Raw genomic sequence first — 22,037 nt, 5'->3', positions numbered from 1 at the left:
AGCCATGATCAAACTCTTCAATTAAATTTGATTTTTACGTTCGTTAGAACGACTCAATGAATACTAGCTTAACCTCTCATTACCCGAAGATAACAAGTGTTACGCTTTTCATAATTTGACTATTTCTAGTCTCATGTGAACATATTCAATAAGTAATTTTCTTTCCGAAGAAAGAGTCGATACTTACGTCAAATGCCCACACAGTTTATTTGAATACTAATTGTTAAAGAACGTTTTAACTCTACTAACTTAATACCGAAGTAATTAGCTAGGAGTAGCGCTTAGAACCCTGTGGCTCATTGCGTTGGGAGGCACATAATACGCTTTCCCGATTCGAAGTCAACGTTTAATTTAAGTTTCTTTTAACAAGAAGTTAAACCAAATTATAATCTTCTCTGACCCGCTTGGTAACTTGCTTCGTATTAGATACTTAGTAAGCTGCTTCCCCGTTTCAATGAGGCGCATTATAGGGATATATCAGGGCTTGGCAAGGGTTTATTTTGGTTTTTATAAAAAAACTCACAAACGGTTATTTAACCACCTAAAGTGGTCTATTTTACGTACAAAGCGATGAATGAGGGACTGTAATCAATAATGAAGCACTATATTTAGTAACTTTAGCTTACCTACTGCACGTTATTTGAACTATTTTATTGCACTAACTAGCCAGTTGCTTAAAAGATCTCTATGATGTGACGTTTAAGTTTATATTTTTCTTCATTAATTTGGATTATTTTTATGAAATCAAATAAGTTGTTTCCACTTATCGTCACCGGGATGCTCGCCATTGCCGGTTTTTTCATTTTACCTATTATAGATAGTAGCTTTGCCGACTCTAGTGTTGTCTTTGCCATTGGGATTATTTTAGGTGGCACCACAGTCTTTTTACTAACGGCTCCTTCTAGCGCGGCGAGCCCAACCATCACTACAGCCGACAGCGATGAAGATGAAGATGAACGTCAAACGCTATATGTAGGTAACCTTCCTTATCGCGCCAACGAAACTATTGTTCGAGAGTTATTTGAACACTATGGTTCAGTTTATTCTGTAAGGTTAGTCAAAGATAAGCAAACCGGCCGTCGTCGAGGTTTTGGCTTTGTAACGATGAATAGCCAAGGAGCTCAAGTCGCGATGACTTCATTAAACGATAATGAATTTCAAGAACGAGTTCTAAAAGTTCGTGAAGCCAAAGACAAGACGTCTCCAGACAATCCAGCACAAACTAGCGACTAATATGTACTAACTCATTCAATCCTTCATTTTTTAATGAATGGTCGAGTGATTCGTCTTGATACACTTTAGTATACAAAGCTCGGTAGCGTACTTCGTTACCGAGCTTTTCTGTTTTAGCCAGCGCATAAACTCGCTTGGCTATCGCCTGGCCAGAATCGATTAATGTTACCGTTTGCGGTATCACCATGGTTAGTTGCTTTTTTAGCAAGGGAAAGTGAGTACAACCTAATACTATTGTATCAACCGTATTAATCAGCGGATGGCACACGCTAGCTAATCGCTCCAAATCAATCGACTGCCCTCGAAAGGCCTGTTCAGCCATTAGGACCAATTCGTTGGTTCCGACCTTAATCAATGAACAATCTGATGCAAATGAATCGGCTAATTGAGCAACATAATCTCGATTAATAGTCCCGTGGGTAGCAAGCAGTCCAATTACTTTATTTTTTGATAATAATGCGGCGGGTTTTATCGCTGGCACAACCCCGATAACAGGGATTGATAAATGTGCTCTTAATGCGGGCAATGCAATGGTACTTGCCGTGTTACAAGCGATAACTAATAATTGAGGCTGGTTTTGCTGTACCACCTGACCAATTAATTCGACAAGTCGATCAACTAACTGACGTTCACTTAAGCGCCCGTATGGATAATGAAGATTATCAAATAAGTAATCAATGGAAATGTTGGGTAACAACTGCTTTATTTCGCGAAAAACGCTTATGCCGCCGATCCCCGAATCGAACATTAATATTTGACCAGCCAAAAAAATCACCACACAGGATATAAACGATAAGCGCCAATTATCTCAAATGCCGCTGGTTTCACAAGCTTAATCGTTCAATGCGTTAAGTAACTGCTGATTAAAATCATTAAAGCCTTGAGTCGCTGACGCTTGCAATCCTTCGATTAGTTTAACCTGCTGGTCGGCAACATCATTCATTAACTGTTTTAGGTTATCGTTGTCAAACAAACCATCGGCTTGCTTAGCAATACTATTAAGGTCTTTAATATACGGTGAAATAGTCGCGATTGGCGATTCATTACTACCTTGGCTATAGTGTTCAACGATTGCTACTTGCTTTACTTCTTTAAAATCAAAAGAAAACTGAGCTATTTCTTGATCGTCAAATCCTAGCTCTTGCGCTTGTTGCCACGCTTTTTCGACATCACCATTGAAAAATTCATCAGCGAGCTGGCTAATATCTTTTACTAAGCTGGTCACCGCTTGAAGCTCGTCTTGATCTAAATCGCCATCAATTTCAAAGCTAAACGAGCTGCTTTGATTATAATTAATTTGCTGATTCAGTTTGCCATCAGCTATTTGTTGCTGTTGTGACAAGCTCGTAAGGTTAGAAAAATTGATATTAATGCTGTCGCCGTCTTGAGTGGTAATAGAAACGCTAGCTTGCTCCTGCTCCAGTAAATCAATTTGTTGATTACTAATCCCCTGGACTAGCTGCTCACTGGCTTGCGGGAATAGTTGATTCTCAAGCTCGGTTAAAGAATTCTGGATGGCGTCATAGCTTTTATTAATACCCTCTTCAATATCTTTGGTATAAATGTCGAATCCTTTAAGTTCTTCTCTCGCTTGTGAAAATCCTTGATCAATGCCACTGCGTGCCTGACTTAACAGCTCATTAAGTTTTTCATCACTGGCGCCCCCTTCTCTTGCCCCAATAATAATACCGGACACAAAATCCATCACGTTTTTGGCGACTTCTTCAAAATCAAACTCAAAAGGTTTAACCTCGATCTCATCCAAGGCTTGGCCGTTTTTGATGCTGACCGATGTGCTAGAAAACGACTCGTACGAAAACGATTTATCGATAGTAAGCTTTTGGTTTAGTGAAGCCATCAGCATTTTTGCACCAATAATTAACTTTTGGTTACGATCGAAACTTACGGTGACTTTATCATCACTGCTTTGTGTTTTGTTTACCTGAGGTTGTTCAGCGCCGTTTTGTACTTTGTCGTGTCCTTTGCCAGAGTGCACTTTATCGTGCCCTTTGCCAGAGTGAATATGCTGGTTGGCTGCGCTATTGACTGGGTTAATATTCATTTGTTCACCTTTTTAATTTGAACTGCACTGAACCTATCATCCTTTATCGGCAACAAATACTAGAACTTGAGCTATTTTGCTCACAATTCACCCAGTTTAGACTGGACAAATAATCCAATTGACTTAAAATCTGCGCCTTAAATTGATTGTAACATTGTAGGAATTCCAAATGATCCCAGGTCAGGTCGACGTCGCCAATTACCAACAGCAATTAACCGAAAAATCTGAGTTTTTGGTTGAACGCTTTAAAGAGTTCACGATTCCTAACTTAGAAACATATCCGTCTGAACCTTCTCATTATCGTTTACGTGCTGAATTTCGAGTTTGGCATCAAGATGAAGACCTTTATCATATCGTATTTGATTCGCAGACCAAGGAAAAAGTCCGTGTTGATCAATTCCCATCAGCGTCACAACTGATTAATGATGTAATGGCGAGATTGATGACGGAGCTGCGTGACAACCAGGTATTACGCCGTAAATTATTTCAGATTGATTACCTGTCGACTCTCAGCGGTGAGATTACCGTGTCAATGCTCTACCACCGCCAACTTGACGATGCTTGGCAACAAGAAGCCATCGCATTAAAAGAGCGTTTAAATAAAGAATTTAATTTACAAATTATTGGCCGCGCCCGCAAACAGAAGATTTGTTTAGACCGCGACTATGTGATCGAAAAATTACAAGTGGCTGGCAACGAGCTTATTTATAAGCAAGTCGAAAATAGCTTTACCCAACCGAACGGCGGCATTAATCAAAAAATGCTTGAATGGGCATTAGATATTACCAAAGACGCCAGTGGTGACTTGCTTGAGCTGTATTGCGGCAACGGTAATTTCTCACTGGCATTAGCCAAGAATTTCAATAAAGTATTAGCCACTGAAATAGCCAAGCCCTCTGTTGAGTCTGCGCAATACAATATTGCAGCGAATAATATTGATAATGTGACGATTATTAGAATGGCGGCGGAAGATTTTACCGAAGCGCTAAAGGGAACTCGAGAATTCAATCGGTTAAAGGGCATCGATTTAACCAGCTTCGACTGCAACACGATTTTGGTCGATCCACCACGAGCCGGCTTAGATCTCGATACCTTAAAAATGATTCAAGGATATGAAAATATTATTTATATTTCATGTAACCCGGATACGCTGGCAGACAACTTAAGCACCCTAGCACAAACCCATCACATCGAAAGGTTTGCGCTATTTGATCAGTTCCCATATACCCATCACATGGAGTCTGGGGTTTACCTGACCAAAAAGTAGATTTTTCATATTAAATGGGGTTATTTACTAAATAGCCCCATTTTATGAAACATATAAAAAATAATCGCCATGCACACCATCAGCGGTAAGAAGTTATTGCCTATTTCGGGAAAGGCAACCCGGATAAAGACTGAATAGCCCAAGGCTCCTACTAAGAAACTCGCACCCGTTAATACCGGGATATCCCCATCAAGCGCCCGCGACTGATATTCATCAAGCATGCAATAAAAAGCCAAAATACAGGCCACTATTGGGAAAATAGAAAAAGAAACTTGTTCTAAGGTTAAACCGGCTAAAGTTGCATTTGCGCTTGCTCCAGCCAGCAGTGAAAAAATTAACACTTTGTTTTCTTGTAGTGACATTGTGGCCATGAATTAACTCTCCATATTATCGTCAGTAAGGTTGCTTGTAGACATTTGAAATGAACCAATTGCGATCATATTCAATTGGGTAATTACTCGCTCGGCTAATCCTTCACGCGCTTCTAGCGTCATATCGAGCGCTTCAGCCCCAGCATTAAATACAATAATTAACATAGCTTCACATTGAATAGTAGCTAATGTTTTATCTAGTTCGGTATTTTGGACCAAATAATCTGTTAATTCTTCGACAAAATGGCGTATTTCACGATTAACCGCTTGGCGGAATGCTGCTGAATTACCAGAACGTTCCTGCAATAGTAGCCTAAAAACGTTTGGACTTTGTTCAACAAACTCCATAAATGTTTCGGTTGAAATTCGAATGACGCTGCCGCCCTTGCGGATCCGTTGCCGTGCCTTGCGCATTAGTTGGCGCAGCATCAGCCCCCCCTCATCGACTAGGGTCAAACCAAGCTCATTCATGTCTTTAAAGTGGCGATAAAATGAAGTTGGTGCAATGCCCGCTTCTCGTGCAACTTCCCGTAAACTTAAATTGGAAAAACCATGCTCTGCAGATAGCTGATTAAACGCAGCATCAACCAATGAGCGGCGGGTTCTTTCTTTTTGTTGAGCTCGTATTCCCATCAACTATTACCATATACCGTTAAATTCTTGTCGCTAGAATAATATGCAAGGCCGACCCAAACAACTGCATTTTAGATAAAATCGAGACAATAATGCCCACAACAGCTAAAACTTGAAGTGAGCCACCATTTAAGCGTACACTTGTACGCTATTATTAAGAAACTGGATCGACCATGACAAAACCACCTCTTCTTTGGGGCAACGTAATTCTATTTTCAACGACGTTGGCCGCGACATTATTGCTGATCCCTTGGTATCAATTAAGTTATGGTTTTGAAGCCACAATTATTGTAGCTGCGGTATTAAGTTTATTTTTTTGCGGGATGTCTATCACCGCAGGTTATCACAGATTATGGTCTCACCGAACCTACCAAGCACATTGGAGTGTCAGGTTATTCTTTGCAATTGGCGGTGCCTTTGCTCTGCAAAACTCCGCGCTGCATTGGAGCAGTGACCACAGAACCCACCACAAATTTGTAGATCATAATGAAAAAGACCCTTACAGTGCTAAACGAGGATTTTGGTATTCACACATTGGCTGGATGTTAAGAAATTACGATATCGCCACCTATGATGATTACAGCAACGTGCGTGACTTGCAAAAAGATCCTATTGTGATGTGGCAACACAAGTATTATCTGGTTTTAACCCTCGCTACTAATGTTGGCTTCACTGTACTTATCGGTTGGTTAAGCGGCCAGATGGTCGCCAGTATTATTGCGGTTGGCTTTGCTCGTTTAGTTTGCAGCCATCACTTTACGTTCTTTATTAACTCGTGGGCTCATATGTGGGGTGACCAACCCTACACCGATAAAAATACCGCCAAAGACAATTGGTTATTAGCGATATTCACCCATGGTGAGGGTTACCATAACTTCCATCATATTTTTGAGTCAGACTACCGCAATGGCATCAAGTGGTACCATTACGATCCAACTAAATGGTTAATCAGCCTATTAGCGTGGGCCGGATTAGCCACAAAGTTACGTATTACGCCACCGCAAAAAATAGAACAAGCGAAATTGGCCATGATCTTACAGCGCAGCCAACAGCGCTTAGCTCAGCACCATAACGTTGAAGAGCTAAAGCTAAAATTACAGCAGGAATACGAGCAGCTGGTCCTAAAAGTGAATCAGTTTTATCAATTAAAGAAAAAGTTATTTGAAGATCAAAAAAGCTTACTGCTCAAAGAATATGATCACATGACTATCAACAATCAACTTAAAGAGCTTAACAGCGCGATTAAGTTGCAGAAAAAAGCTTGGCTAAAACTGGCTAACGCTTAAGTTTAAACTTCGCCTCTTCATTCTTTGTTCATAATGGAACGGTCTCCAAGGCCGCTCCGTTATTTAAACTGCCGGGGCAACCCATATTTAACTTCAAATACTTCATCACAATTTTTTGCAATAAATTGACCGAGCATCCCCGATAAGTCGACAAATCTTCGCGATAACTTATCAGCAGGGATCACCCCACTGCCAACATCATTTAAGACAAAAACAATATTGGCGTCGAGTGTAAAGAGCTGTTCAAGTTCTGCTATTAACAGCTCTTGCGAGCGCTCAATATTATTAAATATCCACATTGAGACACAATCAATTAAATACGTCTTGCCCGGCTCTATCACCTGCGGTAAATCCCGAGGCTGCTCTATCGTCTCAAAATACTCACGGCGCTGGTCAATATGGTCGTCAATGCGCTGTTGCATTGCTACGTCGTTATATGAGTTATCATAAGTTGCCAAATACACGGGTTTAGTCGTCGCCAACTCAATAGCTTTGGCCTCAGCCAACGCACTTTTACCACTTTTCTGGCCACCGAAATACAAGATATACATTAAATTATTACCTGTGCTTTAAACTATTAATAAAATCGAACAATACCTCGGCACTGTCGTCGACAATGTTAAATTGCTGCGCTTTACTTAACGCAATAATTCCCTGTAATTGCATCACTAAAAATCGACTAACCTTCGCTGGCTCAATATCATCGGTCATCTCGCCTTTAACAATCGCATGCGTTATTAACTGACTAAAGGCTTGCTCTAATAACGCAAACAAATTGCTAGCATGGGCTAACACCACCTCGTCGGTTAAGCCGCACTCTAAGACCGCATTTTGAATAAAACAGCCATTAACGTTGTGCCGTTTAGCAGCGATAAATTTTTTAATAAAGCTAATTAATTGTTCGCTACCAGCTTGTTGTTCCAACAACTGACTAATCGAGGGCCTCGACACTGTTTCGAGATAACAAGTCAGCGCTTGGCGGTATAAGGCTAATTTGTCGCCATAAGTATTATACAAACTAAAGCGGTTAATCCCGAGATGATTGACCAAATCAGCGATCGAAGTTTGGGCATAACCTTGGCGCCAAAACAATTCCATTGCCGCAATTAATGTTTGCTGCCGATCAAAATTTAAGTGCCTTGCCATACTACCTCGGTAAAATTAATTCTTGACTGATTAGTTAGTAATTTATAAATTATAACCTAAACGATCGTTTAGTTAAGTAAAAAGGAGACCAAAATGAAACTATATGAATTTGCACCAGCACCCAATGCCGTTAGAGTTCGGATCTTTATTGCTGAACTAAATCTCGAGATCGAGCGGGTTCATGTCGATACCCGAGGTGGTGAAAACTTAAGTGTCGAATTTAAGAAAAAATCGGTTAATGGTAAAATTCCATTACTGGAATTAGACGACGGCACCACTCTTTGTGAGTCAGTCGCCATTTGCCGCTATCTTGAAAGTACAGTGGAAACCCTTTGTTTGGCGATACAGCGTTAGAACAGGCTCAAGTAGAAATGTGGCAGCGAGTTGTTGAGTTTCAAGGCCTAGTACCTGCTATGCAAGCTTTTCGTAATATTACAGGCTTGTTTAAAGACCGAGAAAATATTGTTGAGGCGTGGGGCGTAGAATCGCGCTTGCGCTTAGTGGAGTTCTTGCCGACTTTAGACCAACGACTTGCTAATAGTCGCTACCTAGCAGGTGATAACTTTTCCATTGCTGATATTACGGCCTTTTCGATGATCAGATTCATCAAACTGCTTAAGATTGAACTCGATGATTCGTTACCTAATTTACAGCGTTGGTTTGAACAGATAGCTCAACGACCATCAATTAAAGCACTGGACTAAGGGTCGCTAACTTCACAATTGATTGAGGAAATTATTAACTCGGATGCAATAAAGCAGCTCTCATGATGGGATCATACAGAGCTGCTTTATGGTTTTTAGACTTTAACGCGATTAACAATAAACATCATCATCGCTTGCAAGACTGGATCGTCGCTTTTTTGATGGCCCATCGCCCAAGCAAATAAATCGGGATCTTCACATTCGAGCAAGCGCTCAAATGTTTGCTTGTCGTTGGTGCTTAACTCATCCCAAGCATCTTCCACAAACGGCATAAAAAGAACATCTAGCTCTAACATGCCACGGCGGCATGCCCATCTTAATCTCGGCTTTTCTAACGACATTTTTTCTCTCTCTATTGCCAGCGACAATTAAATCGCAACGGGGGCTTTAATGTGCGGATAAGGATCGTAACCACTAATCTCAAAGTCTTCAAACTTGTAATCAAAAATCGAATCCGGTTTACGATTGATCGTTAACGTTGGTAAGGCGCGAGGCTCTCGTGACAGCTGAAGGTCAACTTGCTCCATATGATTACTATACAAATGGGTATCGCCACCAGTCCAAATAAATTCACCAACTTCTAAACCGGCCTGCTGAGCTAACATATGGGTTAATAACGCGTAACTAGCAATATTAAAAGGTAAACCAAGGAACACATCACAGCTGCGCTGGTATAACTGACACGACAATTTACCGTCAGCTACATAGAATTGGAACAAGCAGTGACACGGTGACAATGCCATTTGATTAAGCTCGCCGACATTCCAGGCACACACAATCATTCTGCGAGAATCAGGATCATCGATTAATAACTTAACCAACTCACTAATCTGATCGATATGTTGGCCATCGGGAGTCGGCCAACTGCGCCATTGTTTGCCATAAACAGGCCCTAAGTCGCCGTTATCATCGGCCCATTCATCCCAGATTTTAACCCCGTGCTCAGTCAAATAAGCAATGTTGGTATCGCCATTTAAAAACCACAATAATTCATGGATAATTGAACGAAGATGACATTTTTTAGTAGTAACCAGCGGGAAACCTTCGGCCAAATCGAACCGCATTTGATGACCAAATATCGAACGAGTTCCAGTGCCAGTACGGTCGGCTTTATCACTGCCGGTCTCTAAAATCTGTTGCATTAAATCTAAATAAGCTTTCACTATTTTTTCCTACTCTCTGGCCCTTTGTTACCAAGGGCCGCTGACTATTTAACTGTGTTGCGGCTGCGACTTGTGCTTGGCGTAACCATTAATTATTAAGAACAAACCACCGACCAACATCGGAATCGTTAGCAACTGTCCCATGCTTAAATTCAATGTTAGCAGCCCTAAATGAGCATCGGGTTCACGGAAAAATTCGACAATGAAACGACAAAGCCCGTAACCCAATAAGAACATTCCGCTAATAACACCAAGTGGGCGCGGTTTGCGACTAAATAAATATAATACCAAAAACAAGCAAAAGCCTTCTAGTGCTGCTTGATATAACTGTGAAGGATGACGGGCCAGCGGACCTCCGCCCGGAAAGACCATCGCCCAAGGCACATCAGATGTACGCCCCCACAACTCACCGTTAATAAAATTACCTATGCGGCCAAAACCCAGACCAAGCGGTACTAAAGGGGCCACAAAATCACCCAATTCGAGCATTTTTTTATTGGTGATACGGGCAAATATAATCAAGGCCATGATGACGCCTAGCAAGCCACCATGGAATGACATGCCGCCTTCCCATACTTTAAACAGGTACAATGGGTTAGCTAAGAAATAGTCGAAATGGTAAAAAATCACATAACCAATACGGCCGCCTAAGATCACCCCAATAAAACCGTAAAATAATAAATCACTGACCTGATCACGGGTCCAACCTGAATTAGGTCGATCGGCTCGCATATTTCCCAACCACAATGCCCCGACGAACCCCAACAGATACATCAAACCATACCAACGCAATGCGATTGGGCCAATTTGGAAAATAATAGGATCAATTTGTGGAAATTGCATAAACTCTTGTACCATAAACGCCTCTGATTAAACTCTTAACTGACCAACATTTTTAGGCCAACACTCATTAACAACACCGAGAAACCACGTTTAAGTAGCTGCGGTGGCATCACTCTCGCCGCTTTGACGCCCAAAGGTGCTGTAAATAAAGATAAGGTAATAATACCTGCTAGCGCCGGTAAATAAATATAACCAAAGCTCCATTGCGGTAACGCGTAACTGGTATGTAAACCGGCCCACAGATAACCCACCGAGCCCATGCTTGCTACCGCCAATCCGCACACAGCTGATGCAGCTACCGCTCGGGTCATCAAAATTCCACTCCAAGTCAGCAATGGCACCATCATCATGCCGCCTCCAATGCCTAACACGCTAGATAAGCCTCCGATAATGATGCTGGCAAAAAATAACAGTAACTTATTCACTTGAGCATCACTGTTATCTGCTTTTTTCTCAACGGTTTTCGAACCTCGCCACATCTGAAGCGCCATCAACAGAACAAAGCAGGCAAACATCAGCTTTAGAGTGGCTCCCGCGATCGAGTCGGCAAAATAACTGCCACACAACGCACCAAAACCAATGCCACACAGCAGCGGTGGTAACAACGTAACAGGGATGTTTAACAGTCTTTTATGAGCTAGAGTAGCCGAGACCGAGGTTAAAAATATAGCAGCGAGCGATGTACCTAACGCCATTGGCATCAATAGGTTGAGATCGATAGCAGTTAACGGCAATAAGAATATTAGTACAGGCACGATAACTAAACCGCCACCGATCCCCAATAGTCCCGCCATAAAACCCGATAGCGCCCCCAACGCCAAACACCATAGAAAAATAATTAGCGCGACATCCACCCGATCAATCTCCACCATAAACACAGCAGCGTTTGTTAAAAACGCCAAACTGATTACTATCGTTATACGCAGTAGCTAAATTCTGCGCCCACTTACCTATCCTGAGTTCTAGGTTACCTGTTATGAAATGAATCTTTTTTGGTAATAGGCATACACAAATTAACCAGTTCTTTCATTGCTTTTCGGTAGACGTCGCGTTTGAATGAAATCACTTGGCGCACCGGATACCAATAAGTCACCCACCGCCAATCGTCAAACTCAGGGTGAGTAGAATGTAACACATTGATATTACTTTCATCTTCAACAAGTTTTAACAGAAACCAGCGCTGTTTTTGACCAATACAGACAGGCTTGGTGTCGTGACGCACCATTTTAGCGGGTAATTTGTAACGCAACCAAGCTCGAGTAGAGCCTAATATTTTAACGTGTTCGGGACGCAACCCGACTTCTTCGTATAATTCACGATACATTGCTTGCTCTGCACTCTCGCCCTCGTCAATTCCACCTTGAGGGAATTGCCAAGAATGCTGACGATAACGACGAGCCCACATCACTTGCCCATAGCCGTTACATACTATAATACCTACATTGGCACGATAACCATCACCGTCAATCACATTGATTCCCTTAAAACTAGTACCTGACCCACATTATATAGGTCGTTATATCAGAACTACCAATGAAATAATACAAAATCGACAGTTACTGGATAACTTTAAGTTTAACTTCGCCTTATTAACATTCCATTTACCACCGCACAATGTTATCCACTTTTATTAACTGTTTCTGTGGATATAACTGTTATAAACATCAATGTTATACCCATTAACACTCAACACCAGATATTAATATCAAAATAGATCACAGCTTAGGCCGAAAATAAAGATCAGATCATTCAGTCAATTAGATCACATACCCACAAGTAAACCAACTAATAACCACAGGGAAGCTCTCAGTTTTATTATTCAATTTAATCCACAAAACCACGCTGATTACTTATTGAGCGATCACGGTTTTTATCCACAATAAAGACGCATTCCTCATCAATAAAGGGGGTTATTTAGTCGATTATGATCTAGATAGGCCATATTCATTAACAATAAACCGTTTAAGCCATAGTTATCCAACGAATCTGTGGATATCTTTGTTAGCATCGTACTAATTTATTACTTTTTGACTAATTAGCGTCGAATTGTTGCTCACCAGCTACTAACTGACGGCATCTTTATGCTTTGAATTCATATAGATAGCTATATCATAGCTATACAACCATACTTATCGGTCACTTTTTAACCACCCCTTGGTGGTATTCGTGATCTGCATCAGTTAAGATCTGTCTTCTGCGTATTTAGATATCTCGATTGTTAACCCTGTGGATCCCATGATTGAACGACCAAGCGATGAACAGCAACTGCTACTACGAGCACAATCACTGGCTGGCTTAACACTAAGCCAACTTGCTGATGATCTAAAAGTCACCGTACCCGATTCACTGAAAAATAATAAAGGCTGGATTGGTAACCTTCTTGAATTAGCACTAGGTGCAACTGCTGGCTCTAAACCACAACAAGACTTTCCTGAGCTAGGTATTGAGCTAAAAAGCATTCCGATAGATTGTCGTGGCAAGCCATTAGAAACAACCTATGTTTGCATTACCCCTTTAATGGGTATTGGCGGACTGACCTGGCAGCAATCAAATATCTTCAATAAGTTACGCAAAGTACTTTGGATCCCAATTTTATCTGAACGCTCACTTGCGATCAGCGAGCGTCAAATAGGCAGCCCATTTATTTGGCAACCCAGCGCCGACCAGTTGCAATTAATGCAACAAGATTGGGAAGAAATAATGGAACTGATTGCGTTGGGTAAAATTTCAAGCATCAATGGCAAAATTGGCCAAGTTTTACAACTGCGTCCCAAGGGAGCTAATAGCAAAGCCCTTACTAGCGCGATAGGTATAGACGGGGCTCGTATCATGACCCTGCCGCGTGGCTTTTATCTTAAAATTCCTTTTACTCATCAGATCCTCAAAGCCCAATTTAATTATTAAACTCCCGACTAAAAATCCTGATTTTTAGCCCATACTTAACATTAATCAAGCGCATCAATAACTGTCAGTGCATTTAACTGTTTGCTCATCTACCATCGAGTCAATATCAGTAAAATATTAGCGCTTAAATATCGACCTTGTAATGGCTAAAGTGTTAGCGTAGTATTCAAACTAGTGTTTGAATAGAGCCTTAACTCTATTCAATGTCGCAACATTACAAGCCTAACACCGGAGAGATTATGCCAACGTCACCATATAGCCACATGTTAAGTCCGCTTGATTTAGGATTTACTACGCTAAAAAATAGAGTACTGATGGGTTCCATGCACACAGGCCTTGAAGAAGAAAAAGGTGGCTTTGAAAAATTAGCAGCATTTTATGCTGAACGTGCTCGCGGTGGGGTTGGGCTGATCGTAACGGGCGGTATTGCGCCAAATTTTAGGGGCCGAATTGCTCCCCACGGTTCACAATTGAGCTTTAGCTGGCAAACCTCGAAGCATAAACTCGTCACCGATGCCGTGCATAAGGCGGGTAGTAAAATATGCCTGCAAATCCTCCATACCGGTCGTTACGCTTATCACCCTTTTAATATCAGCGCCTCGAATATTAAAGCGCCAATAAACCCGTTTAAGCCGCGCGCCATGAGCGAACGCCAAATAAAGAACACGATTAAAGATTTTGCCAACACTTGTCACCTCGCTAAAAAAGCAGGCTATGATGGAGTTGAAATTATGGGTTCTGAAGGCTACTTAATTAATCAATTTTTATGTACCCGAACCAATAAGCGCCAGGACCAATGGGGTGGCAGCTACCAAAACAGAATGCGTTTAGCATTAGAGATTGTAAAAGCATCGCGTAAAAAAGTCGGTAATGACTTCATCATAATTTTTAGATTATCGATGTTAGATTTGGTCGAAAAAGGCAGTACTTGGGACGAAGTCGTGATCCTGGCCAAAGAGCTGGAGCAATCAGGCGTCACCTTGCTCAATACCGGTGTTGGCTGGCATGAAGCGCGGATCCCAACCATTGCGACCTCGGTACCGCGTGCTGCGTTTAGCTGGGTTACTGCCAAAATGAAAAAAGAAGTCAGCATTCCGCTTATAGCAACAAATAGGATCAATACCCCGGAAGTTGCCGAAGCCATATTAGAACGCGGTGATGCCGACATGGTTTCAATGGCGCGCCCGATGCTCGCAGATGCAGACTTTGTCAATAAGGCAGCTCGTAATGAAGCCGACTCGATTAATACTTGTATTGCCTGTAACCAAGCTTGTTTAGATCATGTCTTTAAACAAAAGCGTGCTAGTTGTTTAGTTAACCCACGCGCTTGTTACGAAACAGAATTAAACTTCGATGCAACCAAAACACCAAAAAAGCTCGCCGTAATTGGTGGTGGCATGGCAGGCATGTCATTTGCAATTTATGCGTCCGAGCGCGGTCATGATGTTACTTTATTTGAAGCCAGCGATACCCTAGGCGGCCAATTTAATCTCGCCAAAAATGTACCAGGCAAAGAAGAGTTTATTGATTCACTACGCTATTTCAGCTCTGAATTAACCCGCAGAAAGATTAAAGTCGAGTTAAACGCTTACCAAAGTGTTGAAAGCATCAAACAGTCAAATTTTGATGAAGTTATCTTAGCAACTGGTGTCGTGCCGCGCATACCTGAAATTGACGGTGTTGATCACCCAATGGTTTATAACTATCAGCAAGTACTACGCGGTGATGCCACAATGGGCCAACGCGTCGCTGTACTAGGCGCGGGTGGCATTGGTTACGATATTAGTGAGTTTTTAACCGAACAGGGCGAATCACATACCGTCAATCTCGATTTGTGGCTAAAAGAATGGGGCATTGATACCGAGATTGCCCACCCTGGTGGCGTTGAAGGCGTCAAACAAGTTAAGCCGCAATCGGCGCGCCACATTTACTTATTACAACGCAAAGACACTCGTTTTGGTAAAACACTCCAACCTACAACAGGTTGGATCCATCGAGCAGCGCTTAAGAAACGCCAAGTAGAAATGATCGCGGGTGTGCAATATATAAAGATCGACGATGATGGTCTCCATATTAGTGAAAATGGCGTCAATCGGATCTTAGCAGTCGATAATGTCGTGTTATGTACTGGTCAGCAATCACAAAAAGAGCTGCATCAAGGTCTTGAAGACGCCAACATCAAAGTTCATCTAGTCGGTGGCGCCGACTACGCAGGTGAATTAGATGCCAAACGTGCAATCCGCCAAAGTGCAGAGCTAGCGGCAATTATTTAACTGCGATAGCTCTGGGTTAGTAGGTCAGGCTTCCCTGACCTACTAACACCTTACTGTCACCTTACTAAGACCGTTCTAATACTTTTAGTGCTAACACCTTAAGACTCTGCCGCTAGCATCCTCATGGACCCCATCACGATTACGATCGGTAGATTTTCGGATCCGCCCTGTTTTACTAACGATTAATGCCCGATTAAACCGCAAGTCGTCTCCTTCAATGCAAAACCTGAACGTGCCATTATAATGATCGGTCCAACCCAAACTGCTAAAATTTAGATAATGATGTCGACGAAACGCCCGCCAAGTGAGTTTTACTTGTGAGCTACGATGGCGCGCATATTGAATCAACAAATCATCCGCCCCTAATACTTGGTCGTTATTACGATCAACAAACACTAGTATGCCCGCCATCCAATCTCGACTGCATATTTCACCGTCTGAAGATGGACACATGGTGACATAACTTCGATTAATCAACGCATATTGACGTGCGGTATCTACCAGAGTTAATACCTGATTATATTCACTGGCTACTCGTGTTTGTTTGAGCGCGGCGCTTAAGCCGGGCACTGCGACGAACACAGCAATTGCTATAATCGCTGTTACTACTAACAAATTAATCAGACTAAATCCTTGTTTTGATAACATCTTAGCTCCTTTTATTAGCCCCTACATTATTAAATCTATTGGTTACAAAATAGCGTTTAAATTTAATGTGATTAGTATTAGCGATAAATAAAACGCCACTGAGATAAAGTGTAGCAGTGCGAACCAGAGCCGGATCTCATTCAAATTAAGTAATTAATTTAAAATGAAATTTATTTTGTTGAGGTGCTTAATCTTGATTAACACTGGACAAACTATTAAATCGAGTTTATTAATGATTAGTGAAAGGCTGTTCGAACAAAAATATAAAGCTAAAAAATTAAGGACGTTTATGAAAAATATAGTAGTTACTTTTGTTGGCAAAGATAAGCCCGGTTTAGTCGATCAACTTGCGGCGCTGATTGTTAAGCACAGCGGCAATTGGTTAGGCAGTTCCATGAGTCATTTAGCCGGACAATTTGCGGGAATAATTCAAGTTGAATTACCTGAATTAGAACTCGCTAAATTTAGTCTAGCGATTGGTAAGCTTGAAGATTTAAGCCTAACGATCCAGCAAGGCCACAATACAACCACCGATATAGAAGCCGAAGAACTACTCAATATAGCGATTGTTTGTAACGATCGCGGTGGTATCGTGCAAGAAATTACCCAAGCCTTGCATTCTGTCGATGCCAATATCGAGCAACTTGGCAGCCAATTAGAAAGCGCCGCGAACACCGGACATATTCTGTTTAGAGCGCATATTACCGCACTATTGCCGCAGCATTCCTCAGTTGAACAGCTGCAAGAAGCGATCGAAAAAATTGGTGACGATGTTATGGTCGATATTGAATACGGTAGTTAACTGCACTTAGCCTCTATGATTGATTTCATCGAGGCTATATTGCAATTTCAGACAAGGACTAAATCATTTTCATTTCAAGTAAAACAAGCTATCCGTGGTATTTGAAACTTTTTTTTTGGAATCAAAAACGCCGTTATGGTGAAGTATTAGAACCCGCAAAATTATGGGGTCGCAGCCCAACAGTATTTGCAACGCTGGCGTTACTTTTTGGTGCTTTAGACCGTAAGTCATCGCCAATTTCGCCATCGTTACGCTCACTAATCACGGTCAGAGTATCGCAAATTAATTGGTGTACATTCTGTGTTGATATCAACTCAATGATGGTATTACGCCGTGGTAACAGCCCAGAAAAATTAAACCAATTAGCTAATTTTCGTGACTGCGATTTATTTAGTGATCAAGAAAAGGCAGCGCTACATTATGCAGAGATCATCACCAAATCAGATGTTCAGGTCAACACTGATGATCAGCATCGGTTACGGCAACATTTTAACGATGACGAAATTATCGAACTAACGGCAATAATTTCATTTCAAAATATGTCGAGTAAGTTTAATGCGGCGCTAGATATACCACCGCAAGGCTTCTGCCAAATCAAGCCAACGAGCCCTACCAACGACTAAGTAATAAACTGCTCGATAGCTGCGGTAACTAGCAAATTACCCGAGATAAAAATTAGCTAAAATACCGGCAAAAACAACACCACCCACTTGATTGTTGGCAATAAATGCCGTGAAATAACTATCGCGTTCACGGCTCTTGGTTTGCCACTGCTGATGAATGAATAATCCGGTTGCAGCCACTAATGCCACATAATAATAGCCGCCTAATTCCATCATTAAGCCAACTTTAACCAAACAATAAATCGTAGTAGCTTGCAATATTCCAATGATTAACCGATCGTAGCGACCAAACAAAATAGCGGTCGACTTAACCCCTATTTTAAGATCATCCTCACGATCAACCATTGCATACCAAGTATCATAAGCCACAGTCCAGGCTAAATTAGCGCCAAATAATAACCAGCACACCGGTGGCAGTTCGTTAGTTTGGGCCGCAAAAGCCATTGGGATAGCCCAGCCAAAAGCGGCACCTAGCACCACCTGCGGTAAATGGGTATAACGTTTCATAAACGGATAACAAGCGGCCAATGCCACGGCGGCAAAAGATAACCCTATGGTTAAATTATTCATCGTAATTACTAATAGCAAAGCGATAACCAACAAACCAAAAAACAGCGCCAGTGCTTGTTTTGATGAGATAAGACCCGTCGCCAAAGGCCGATTTTTGGTGCGCTTAACCCGGCCATCTATTTTTCGGTCGGCAAAATCGTTAATGACACAACCAGCGCTGCGCATCACAAACACCCCGAGCGTAAATACAATTAGCACCTTAAAATCAGGAGTGCCCTGCGCTGCAAGCCACAAGGCCCAGTAAGTTGGCCATAGCAATAATAACGTGCCAATAGGCCGATCAAGCCGCATCAGCGTTATATAGCCCTGCAGCCCAGTTTTAGTGATCATGGTGTTACCTCTTGATAAGCCAGTGCGCCGGGCAAAAATATTTCGGAAACTAATAACGGGTACTGCTGCAATGTAAAGATCGAGCGTCGTCCCCATAACGGCTGAGTTGGGCTTAAATTAAGCTCACGGGCCAATGTTGCCACCGACGACTGACAACTAAACTGACTCACCTCAATGCTGCCACGTTGGGCTTGCGGCGCTTGAAACAACACCTGACCCAGTGAATTGTTACCCAGTTGTTTAAGCCCGATCTCTGAATGCTCTAACGCTTGCTTAACAATTAAACTGCGCGCATAGACCTGAGGAATACCATCACACAATAATAATACTTCGCGACAATGCAATGGCATCTCAATGGCGGGAAACAACAGTTGTTCCTGTGCAGATACGGCCCCGGCGCCACTGTTCAGTACCACGACGGAGAAATTTTGACAATAATCCTTTAATCTTGTGGTTAATGATCCTCGGTCAAACAGCCAGCTGGTAAGGGCTGGCGTTAATTTACCCTGGCCAAGCTCACTTTGTGTTAGCCATTGATTATCACAACCAGCAGCGAACGGTGGCGTTAGTTGTTTAAAGTCTACATTGTGGATATCTGACACTGAATTTTCTTCGTTTTTTGCAACTGGCGTATTATGCGATAAGCCGTTAAGAATAGTAATACCAAAACAACGAATAATTTCTGTCCAACGTGCTCAAAATAAGTGATTTTATTGCTATATTCGCGAGATAGCCTTAACATGTGATTATTGAAATCCAATAACAACCGCGCTAATTAGAGCGATTAACTACAGGAAACATCTACTAGATGAAAGCAATTTTTAGCCTACTCATTGCATCGATGATGCTATTTAGCGCGAACAGCTACGCCGCCGAGGACGAAGAGGTAGCCGCAGATGAATATGCATACTTTGCATTCGAACCCGATATTACTACCAACTATCTTACGTCAGGTAAAAAAGTAGGCTTCATTCGCTTAACCATGGAAGTAATGGTTAAAAATCCTGACGATTTAGCAATCGTTGAACATCATGCGCCCTTGTTACGAGCCGCAATTGTCGAAGTATTGGGCCAGCAAACCGAAGATAAAGTAAAATCAGCATCAGGCAAGCAAGAAATTCGCGAATTGTGCCTTGAAACTCTTAACGATTTACTTAAGCAAGAAACGGGCAAAAAGCTTATCGTCCGACTGCTATTTACCAAATATATCCATCATTAATTAGTCTTAGCGGCGCAACATCGCCGCTCATTACTAAATATTGCTAAATGTATGGCGCCATTATTTATTTGATTCTCGTTTGTTATCAAACCAAGCCAATAAGCAGCCAACGATCAACCCACCAACGTGCGCGCCATTGGCCACCTTAATCCCCATCAGATCAAAAAATCCCATCACTAACCAGACCAACATAAAACCAATATAGGCAGGTGGCAGATACAAACCTACTTTAGGATTGCGCCACCAGACATAACCAACTAAAGCATACACGACCCCAGACAACCCACCGAAAGCCGGCCCTGTCATAAGATATTGCACAATATTGGGAAAAATACTAGCCAGCACTAGAATTACCAATAACTTGCTCGACGACACCTTGTTTTCAATTAAGCCACCAAGATACCACCACATCACCAGGTTAAATAAGATATGCAAGGTTGAAAAGTGCAGCAAGGTCGGGGTAAACAACCGCCATATTTGACTAACTTGGGCCAACTCTAAGCTCGGAAAAAAAGCCAACGCCTGATACACAAAGTTAAAGCCCAATAGATAACTGAGATAGACAACAACCGCAACACCAAAAGTAACCAAGGTAACTGGGCCGCTATGACTGATGAAATTAGCTAACATCTCAACATTGGCTGCCGAGTGACCAACCGCACTGATTTGCGGATTAGCATTAGTCCAAGAAGCAGCCAAGTACTTTGGATGACTGGGGTTTACGATAAATTGCTCAAATTCATCCTGCGCAAGCTGTTGTTGATCAGTGGTCACCAACCATAACTCAAAGCCCTGCTGCTGGCGCAACTGACAATCGATATCAAGGTTAAACAAATAATCGATAAACGCTTGGGCCATGCGTGGATTTGGCACCCGTCCTAATAAAATCATCCGTGATACCAACTGCCGTCAGGCTTGTGATTAATCCAAGGTTGCGAGAACCAATAATAACCCAATTGGCTTTTACTCGGCGCGGTGCAGTTGTAACGCGAACGCCCAGCTGGTAGGTCTTGTGGCGCGCCGATAGTAAATCGACGTTTGTTCAACCAAATTGGATCAACACGCTCGCCCAAGATATAGCAATACAGTTGCCTCGTATCAACATCTTTCCTGTTAATAGTTACGGTTAACACGGGTCTGTTTTTGTGCTTTATTTTACGGTGTTGGCTCAGTTGCGGATTGGCATTAACCAATGAGGTTACCGGCATTGCCAGTGATTTTAATTTAATCGCCAAGGTTTCAAGATTGGCATAACGACCAGAAGCCGGGAATCTTGGCAATGCGCTAAAGTCAGAATAAGTGGCCAAGGCACCAGAGTGCTGACCAATGCCAACATAACCCAATTTAGCCACCAGTGCTTGTAAGTCACTGTTATATTCGCCATAAGGATAGGCTAACAACTTTAAATTCTGCTGAGTTTTCAAGCTAATCAGCTGCTCAGCTTGCTCAATATCCTGGGTAATTCGCAACTGCCATTGGCTTAAGCTTTCGTCAACCAAGCGCCGATTAAGATGTAAGTGCTTACTACTGTGATTTGCAATGGCGACGCCCCCTGCGGCCAGCTGCTCTATTTGCGCCCAGCTCAGCATATTGGGGTAATCGTGATTAATTTCATCCGGGGCAATAAATAAGGTGTAGCTAAAGCCATGCTGTTTTAAAATAGGCTCGGCATTGATCAGCACATCGTCATATCCATCATCAAAGGTGATGGCAACAACCTTAGGACCCGGATCTTTACCTTGTTGTAGTTGCTTTATAATTTCACTGAGCGCTAACACCTGATAGTTATTATTGGCCAAGTAATTCATATGAGCTCTAAACTGCTCAACCTTAATGCTGGTTGAGACGGGCGTACTATCACTAACGTGATGATATTGTAATACCACGGCTGCAGGTGCCGGTGCGATATAACATAACAAGAAAAAACAGGCCACAAAACGCCGCATATAAAACCTCAGGA

The 22,037-nt window shown here is 42.1% G+C and carries 24 protein-coding genes and 1 pseudogene; 9 read left to right on the top strand and 16 right to left on the bottom strand.

Annotated elements, in window-relative coordinates; translation table 11 throughout:
* Window positions 1-738 precede the first annotated feature (738 nt).
* Window positions 739-1,233 (top strand): RNA-binding protein, encoded by a 495-nt coding sequence (locus HRU23_06510; GenBank protein ID NRA53780.1) that lies wholly within the window; start codon window positions 739-741, stop codon window positions 1,231-1,233.
* Here HRU23_06510 and HRU23_06505 read toward each other — a convergent pair.
* Window positions 1,223-1,999, bottom strand: a complete 777-nt coding sequence (locus tag HRU23_06505) for a glutamate racemase (protein NRA53779.1) — start codon at window positions 1,997-1,999, stop codon at window positions 1,223-1,225. The genes HRU23_06510 and HRU23_06505 overlap by 11 nt on opposite strands.
* A 66-nt stretch (window positions 2,000-2,065) precedes the next feature.
* A complete protein-coding gene (locus HRU23_06500) occupies window positions 2,066-3,295 on the bottom strand; it encodes a DUF5610 domain-containing protein (GenBank protein NRA53778.1) in 1,230 nt (409 codons plus the stop codon).
* Window positions 3,296-3,464: 169 nt separating this feature from the next.
* Between HRU23_06500 and trmA the strand changes: the two genes are divergently transcribed.
* Window positions 3,465-4,562 carry a tRNA (uridine(54)-C5)-methyltransferase TrmA gene (gene trmA / locus HRU23_06495; protein NRA53777.1) on the top strand — a complete coding sequence of 366 codons (1,098 nt, stop codon included), beginning with the start codon at window positions 3,465-3,467 and terminating at the stop codon, window positions 4,560-4,562.
* A gap of 20 nt (window positions 4,563-4,582) precedes the next feature.
* Here trmA and HRU23_06490 read toward each other — a convergent pair whose 3' ends face one another.
* Complete coding sequence (locus tag HRU23_06490; protein NRA53776.1) at window positions 4,583-4,933, bottom strand: DUF1422 family protein; 351 nt, start codon at window positions 4,931-4,933, stop codon at window positions 4,583-4,585.
* A gap of 3 nt (window positions 4,934-4,936) precedes the next feature.
* Window positions 4,937-5,566 (bottom strand): HTH-type transcriptional repressor FabR, encoded by a 630-nt coding sequence (fabR, locus tag HRU23_06485; GenBank protein NRA53775.1) that lies wholly within the window; start codon window positions 5,564-5,566, stop codon window positions 4,937-4,939.
* A 173-nt stretch (window positions 5,567-5,739) separates the two neighbouring features.
* On the opposite strand from fabR, the gene HRU23_06480 reads away from it, so the two are divergent.
* Window positions 5,740-6,852, top strand: coding sequence for a fatty acid desaturase (locus HRU23_06480; protein ID NRA53774.1), 1,113 nt, complete (start codon window positions 5,740-5,742; stop codon window positions 6,850-6,852).
* Between the two features lie 59 nt (window positions 6,853-6,911).
* Here HRU23_06480 and HRU23_06475 read toward each other — a convergent pair whose 3' ends face one another.
* On the bottom strand, window positions 6,912-7,403 hold the full coding sequence (locus HRU23_06475; GenBank protein ID NRA53773.1) for a bifunctional adenosylcobinamide kinase/adenosylcobinamide-phosphate guanylyltransferase: 492 nt from the start codon (window positions 7,401-7,403) through the stop codon (window positions 6,912-6,914).
* Between the two features lie 7 nt (window positions 7,404-7,410).
* Window positions 7,411-7,998, bottom strand: a complete 588-nt coding sequence (locus HRU23_06470; protein NRA53772.1) for a TetR/AcrR family transcriptional regulator — start codon at window positions 7,996-7,998, stop codon at window positions 7,411-7,413.
* Between the two features lie 93 nt (window positions 7,999-8,091).
* On the opposite strand from HRU23_06470, the pseudogene HRU23_06465 reads away from it, so the two are divergent.
* Window positions 8,092-8,702 (top strand): annotated as a pseudogene (locus tag HRU23_06465) (glutathione S-transferase).
* 95 nt (window positions 8,703-8,797) lie between these two features.
* Here HRU23_06465 and HRU23_06460 read toward each other — a convergent pair.
* The 5 genes from HRU23_06460 to rppH form a co-directional block, all read right to left on the bottom strand.
* Window positions 8,798-9,043, bottom strand: coding sequence for a succinate dehydrogenase assembly factor 2 (locus HRU23_06460; GenBank protein NRA53771.1), 246 nt, complete (start codon window positions 9,041-9,043; stop codon window positions 8,798-8,800).
* Between the two features lie 27 nt (window positions 9,044-9,070).
* Entirely contained in the window at window positions 9,071-9,865 is a 795-nt protein-coding gene (gene thyA, locus HRU23_06455; GenBank protein NRA53770.1) for a thymidylate synthase, read from the bottom strand.
* 48 nt (window positions 9,866-9,913) lie between these two features.
* Window positions 9,914-10,723, bottom strand: coding sequence for a prolipoprotein diacylglyceryl transferase (lgt, locus tag HRU23_06450; protein ID NRA53769.1), 810 nt, complete (start codon window positions 10,721-10,723; stop codon window positions 9,914-9,916).
* Window positions 10,724-10,743: 20 nt separating this feature from the next.
* Window positions 10,744-11,610, bottom strand: coding sequence for a sulfite exporter TauE/SafE family protein (locus HRU23_06445; GenBank protein ID NRA53768.1), 867 nt, complete (start codon window positions 11,608-11,610; stop codon window positions 10,744-10,746).
* A 65-nt stretch (window positions 11,611-11,675) separates the two neighbouring features.
* Window positions 11,676-12,179 carry an RNA pyrophosphohydrolase gene (gene rppH, locus HRU23_06440; protein ID NRA53767.1) on the bottom strand — a complete coding sequence of 168 codons (504 nt, stop codon included), beginning with the start codon at window positions 12,177-12,179 and terminating at the stop codon, window positions 11,676-11,678.
* Between the two features lie 764 nt (window positions 12,180-12,943).
* Between rppH and mutH the strand changes: the two genes are divergently transcribed.
* Both mutH and HRU23_06430 read left to right on the top strand, forming a co-directional pair.
* Window positions 12,944-13,612, top strand: coding sequence for a DNA mismatch repair endonuclease MutH (gene mutH, locus HRU23_06435; protein ID NRA53766.1), 669 nt, complete (start codon window positions 12,944-12,946; stop codon window positions 13,610-13,612).
* A gap of 263 nt (window positions 13,613-13,875) precedes the next feature.
* Window positions 13,876-15,885: an NADPH-dependent 2,4-dienoyl-CoA reductase gene (locus tag HRU23_06430; GenBank protein ID NRA53765.1), complete on the top strand. Its 2,010-nt coding sequence runs from the start codon at window positions 13,876-13,878 to the stop codon at window positions 15,883-15,885.
* 90 nt (window positions 15,886-15,975) lie between these two features.
* Here the strand turns inward: HRU23_06430 and HRU23_06425 are convergent, their stop codons facing one another.
* Window positions 15,976-16,533, bottom strand: a complete 558-nt coding sequence (locus HRU23_06425) for a type II transport protein GspH (protein NRA53764.1) — start codon at window positions 16,531-16,533, stop codon at window positions 15,976-15,978.
* 289 nt (window positions 16,534-16,822) lie between these two features.
* Here HRU23_06425 and HRU23_06420 point away from each other — a divergent pair, with 289 nt between their 5' ends.
* Complete coding sequence (locus tag HRU23_06420; GenBank protein ID NRA53763.1) at window positions 16,823-17,335, top strand: glycine cleavage system protein R; 513 nt, start codon at window positions 16,823-16,825, stop codon at window positions 17,333-17,335.
* Between the two features lie 62 nt (window positions 17,336-17,397).
* Window positions 17,398-17,958, top strand: a complete 561-nt coding sequence (locus HRU23_06415; GenBank protein ID NRA53762.1) for a carboxymuconolactone decarboxylase family protein — start codon at window positions 17,398-17,400, stop codon at window positions 17,956-17,958.
* A gap of 36 nt (window positions 17,959-17,994) precedes the next feature.
* On the opposite strand, the gene ubiA is transcribed toward HRU23_06415, so the two are convergent.
* Both ubiA and HRU23_06405 read right to left on the bottom strand, forming a co-directional pair.
* Window positions 17,995-18,858: a 4-hydroxybenzoate octaprenyltransferase gene (ubiA, locus tag HRU23_06410; protein NRA53761.1), complete on the bottom strand. Its 864-nt coding sequence runs from the start codon at window positions 18,856-18,858 to the stop codon at window positions 17,995-17,997.
* Window positions 18,855-19,460, bottom strand: a complete 606-nt coding sequence (locus tag HRU23_06405; protein NRA53760.1) for a chorismate lyase — start codon at window positions 19,458-19,460, stop codon at window positions 18,855-18,857. Before HRU23_06405 ends, ubiA begins: the two co-directional genes overlap by 4 nt.
* Before the next feature lie 206 nt (window positions 19,461-19,666).
* On the opposite strand from HRU23_06405, the gene fliL reads away from it, so the two are divergent.
* Window positions 19,667-20,077: a flagellar basal body-associated protein FliL gene (fliL, locus tag HRU23_06400; protein ID NRA53759.1), complete on the top strand. Its 411-nt coding sequence runs from the start codon at window positions 19,667-19,669 to the stop codon at window positions 20,075-20,077.
* A 60-nt stretch (window positions 20,078-20,137) separates the two neighbouring features.
* Here fliL and glpG read toward each other — a convergent pair whose 3' ends face one another.
* Window positions 20,138-20,968: a rhomboid family intramembrane serine protease GlpG gene (gene glpG / locus HRU23_06395; protein NRA53758.1), complete on the bottom strand. Its 831-nt coding sequence runs from the start codon at window positions 20,966-20,968 to the stop codon at window positions 20,138-20,140.
* A complete protein-coding gene (locus tag HRU23_06390; GenBank protein ID NRA53757.1) occupies window positions 20,965-22,023 on the bottom strand; it encodes a polysaccharide deacetylase family protein in 1,059 nt (352 codons plus the stop codon). Before HRU23_06390 ends, glpG begins: the two co-directional genes overlap by 4 nt.
* Window positions 22,024-22,037 lie beyond the last annotated feature (14 nt).

It is taken from the genome of Gammaproteobacteria bacterium (genome assembly GCA_013214945.1).
Taxonomy (GTDB): domain Bacteria; phylum Pseudomonadota; class Gammaproteobacteria; order Enterobacterales; family Psychrobiaceae; genus Psychrobium.
This window is presented reverse-complemented; position numbering and strand designations above follow the sequence as displayed.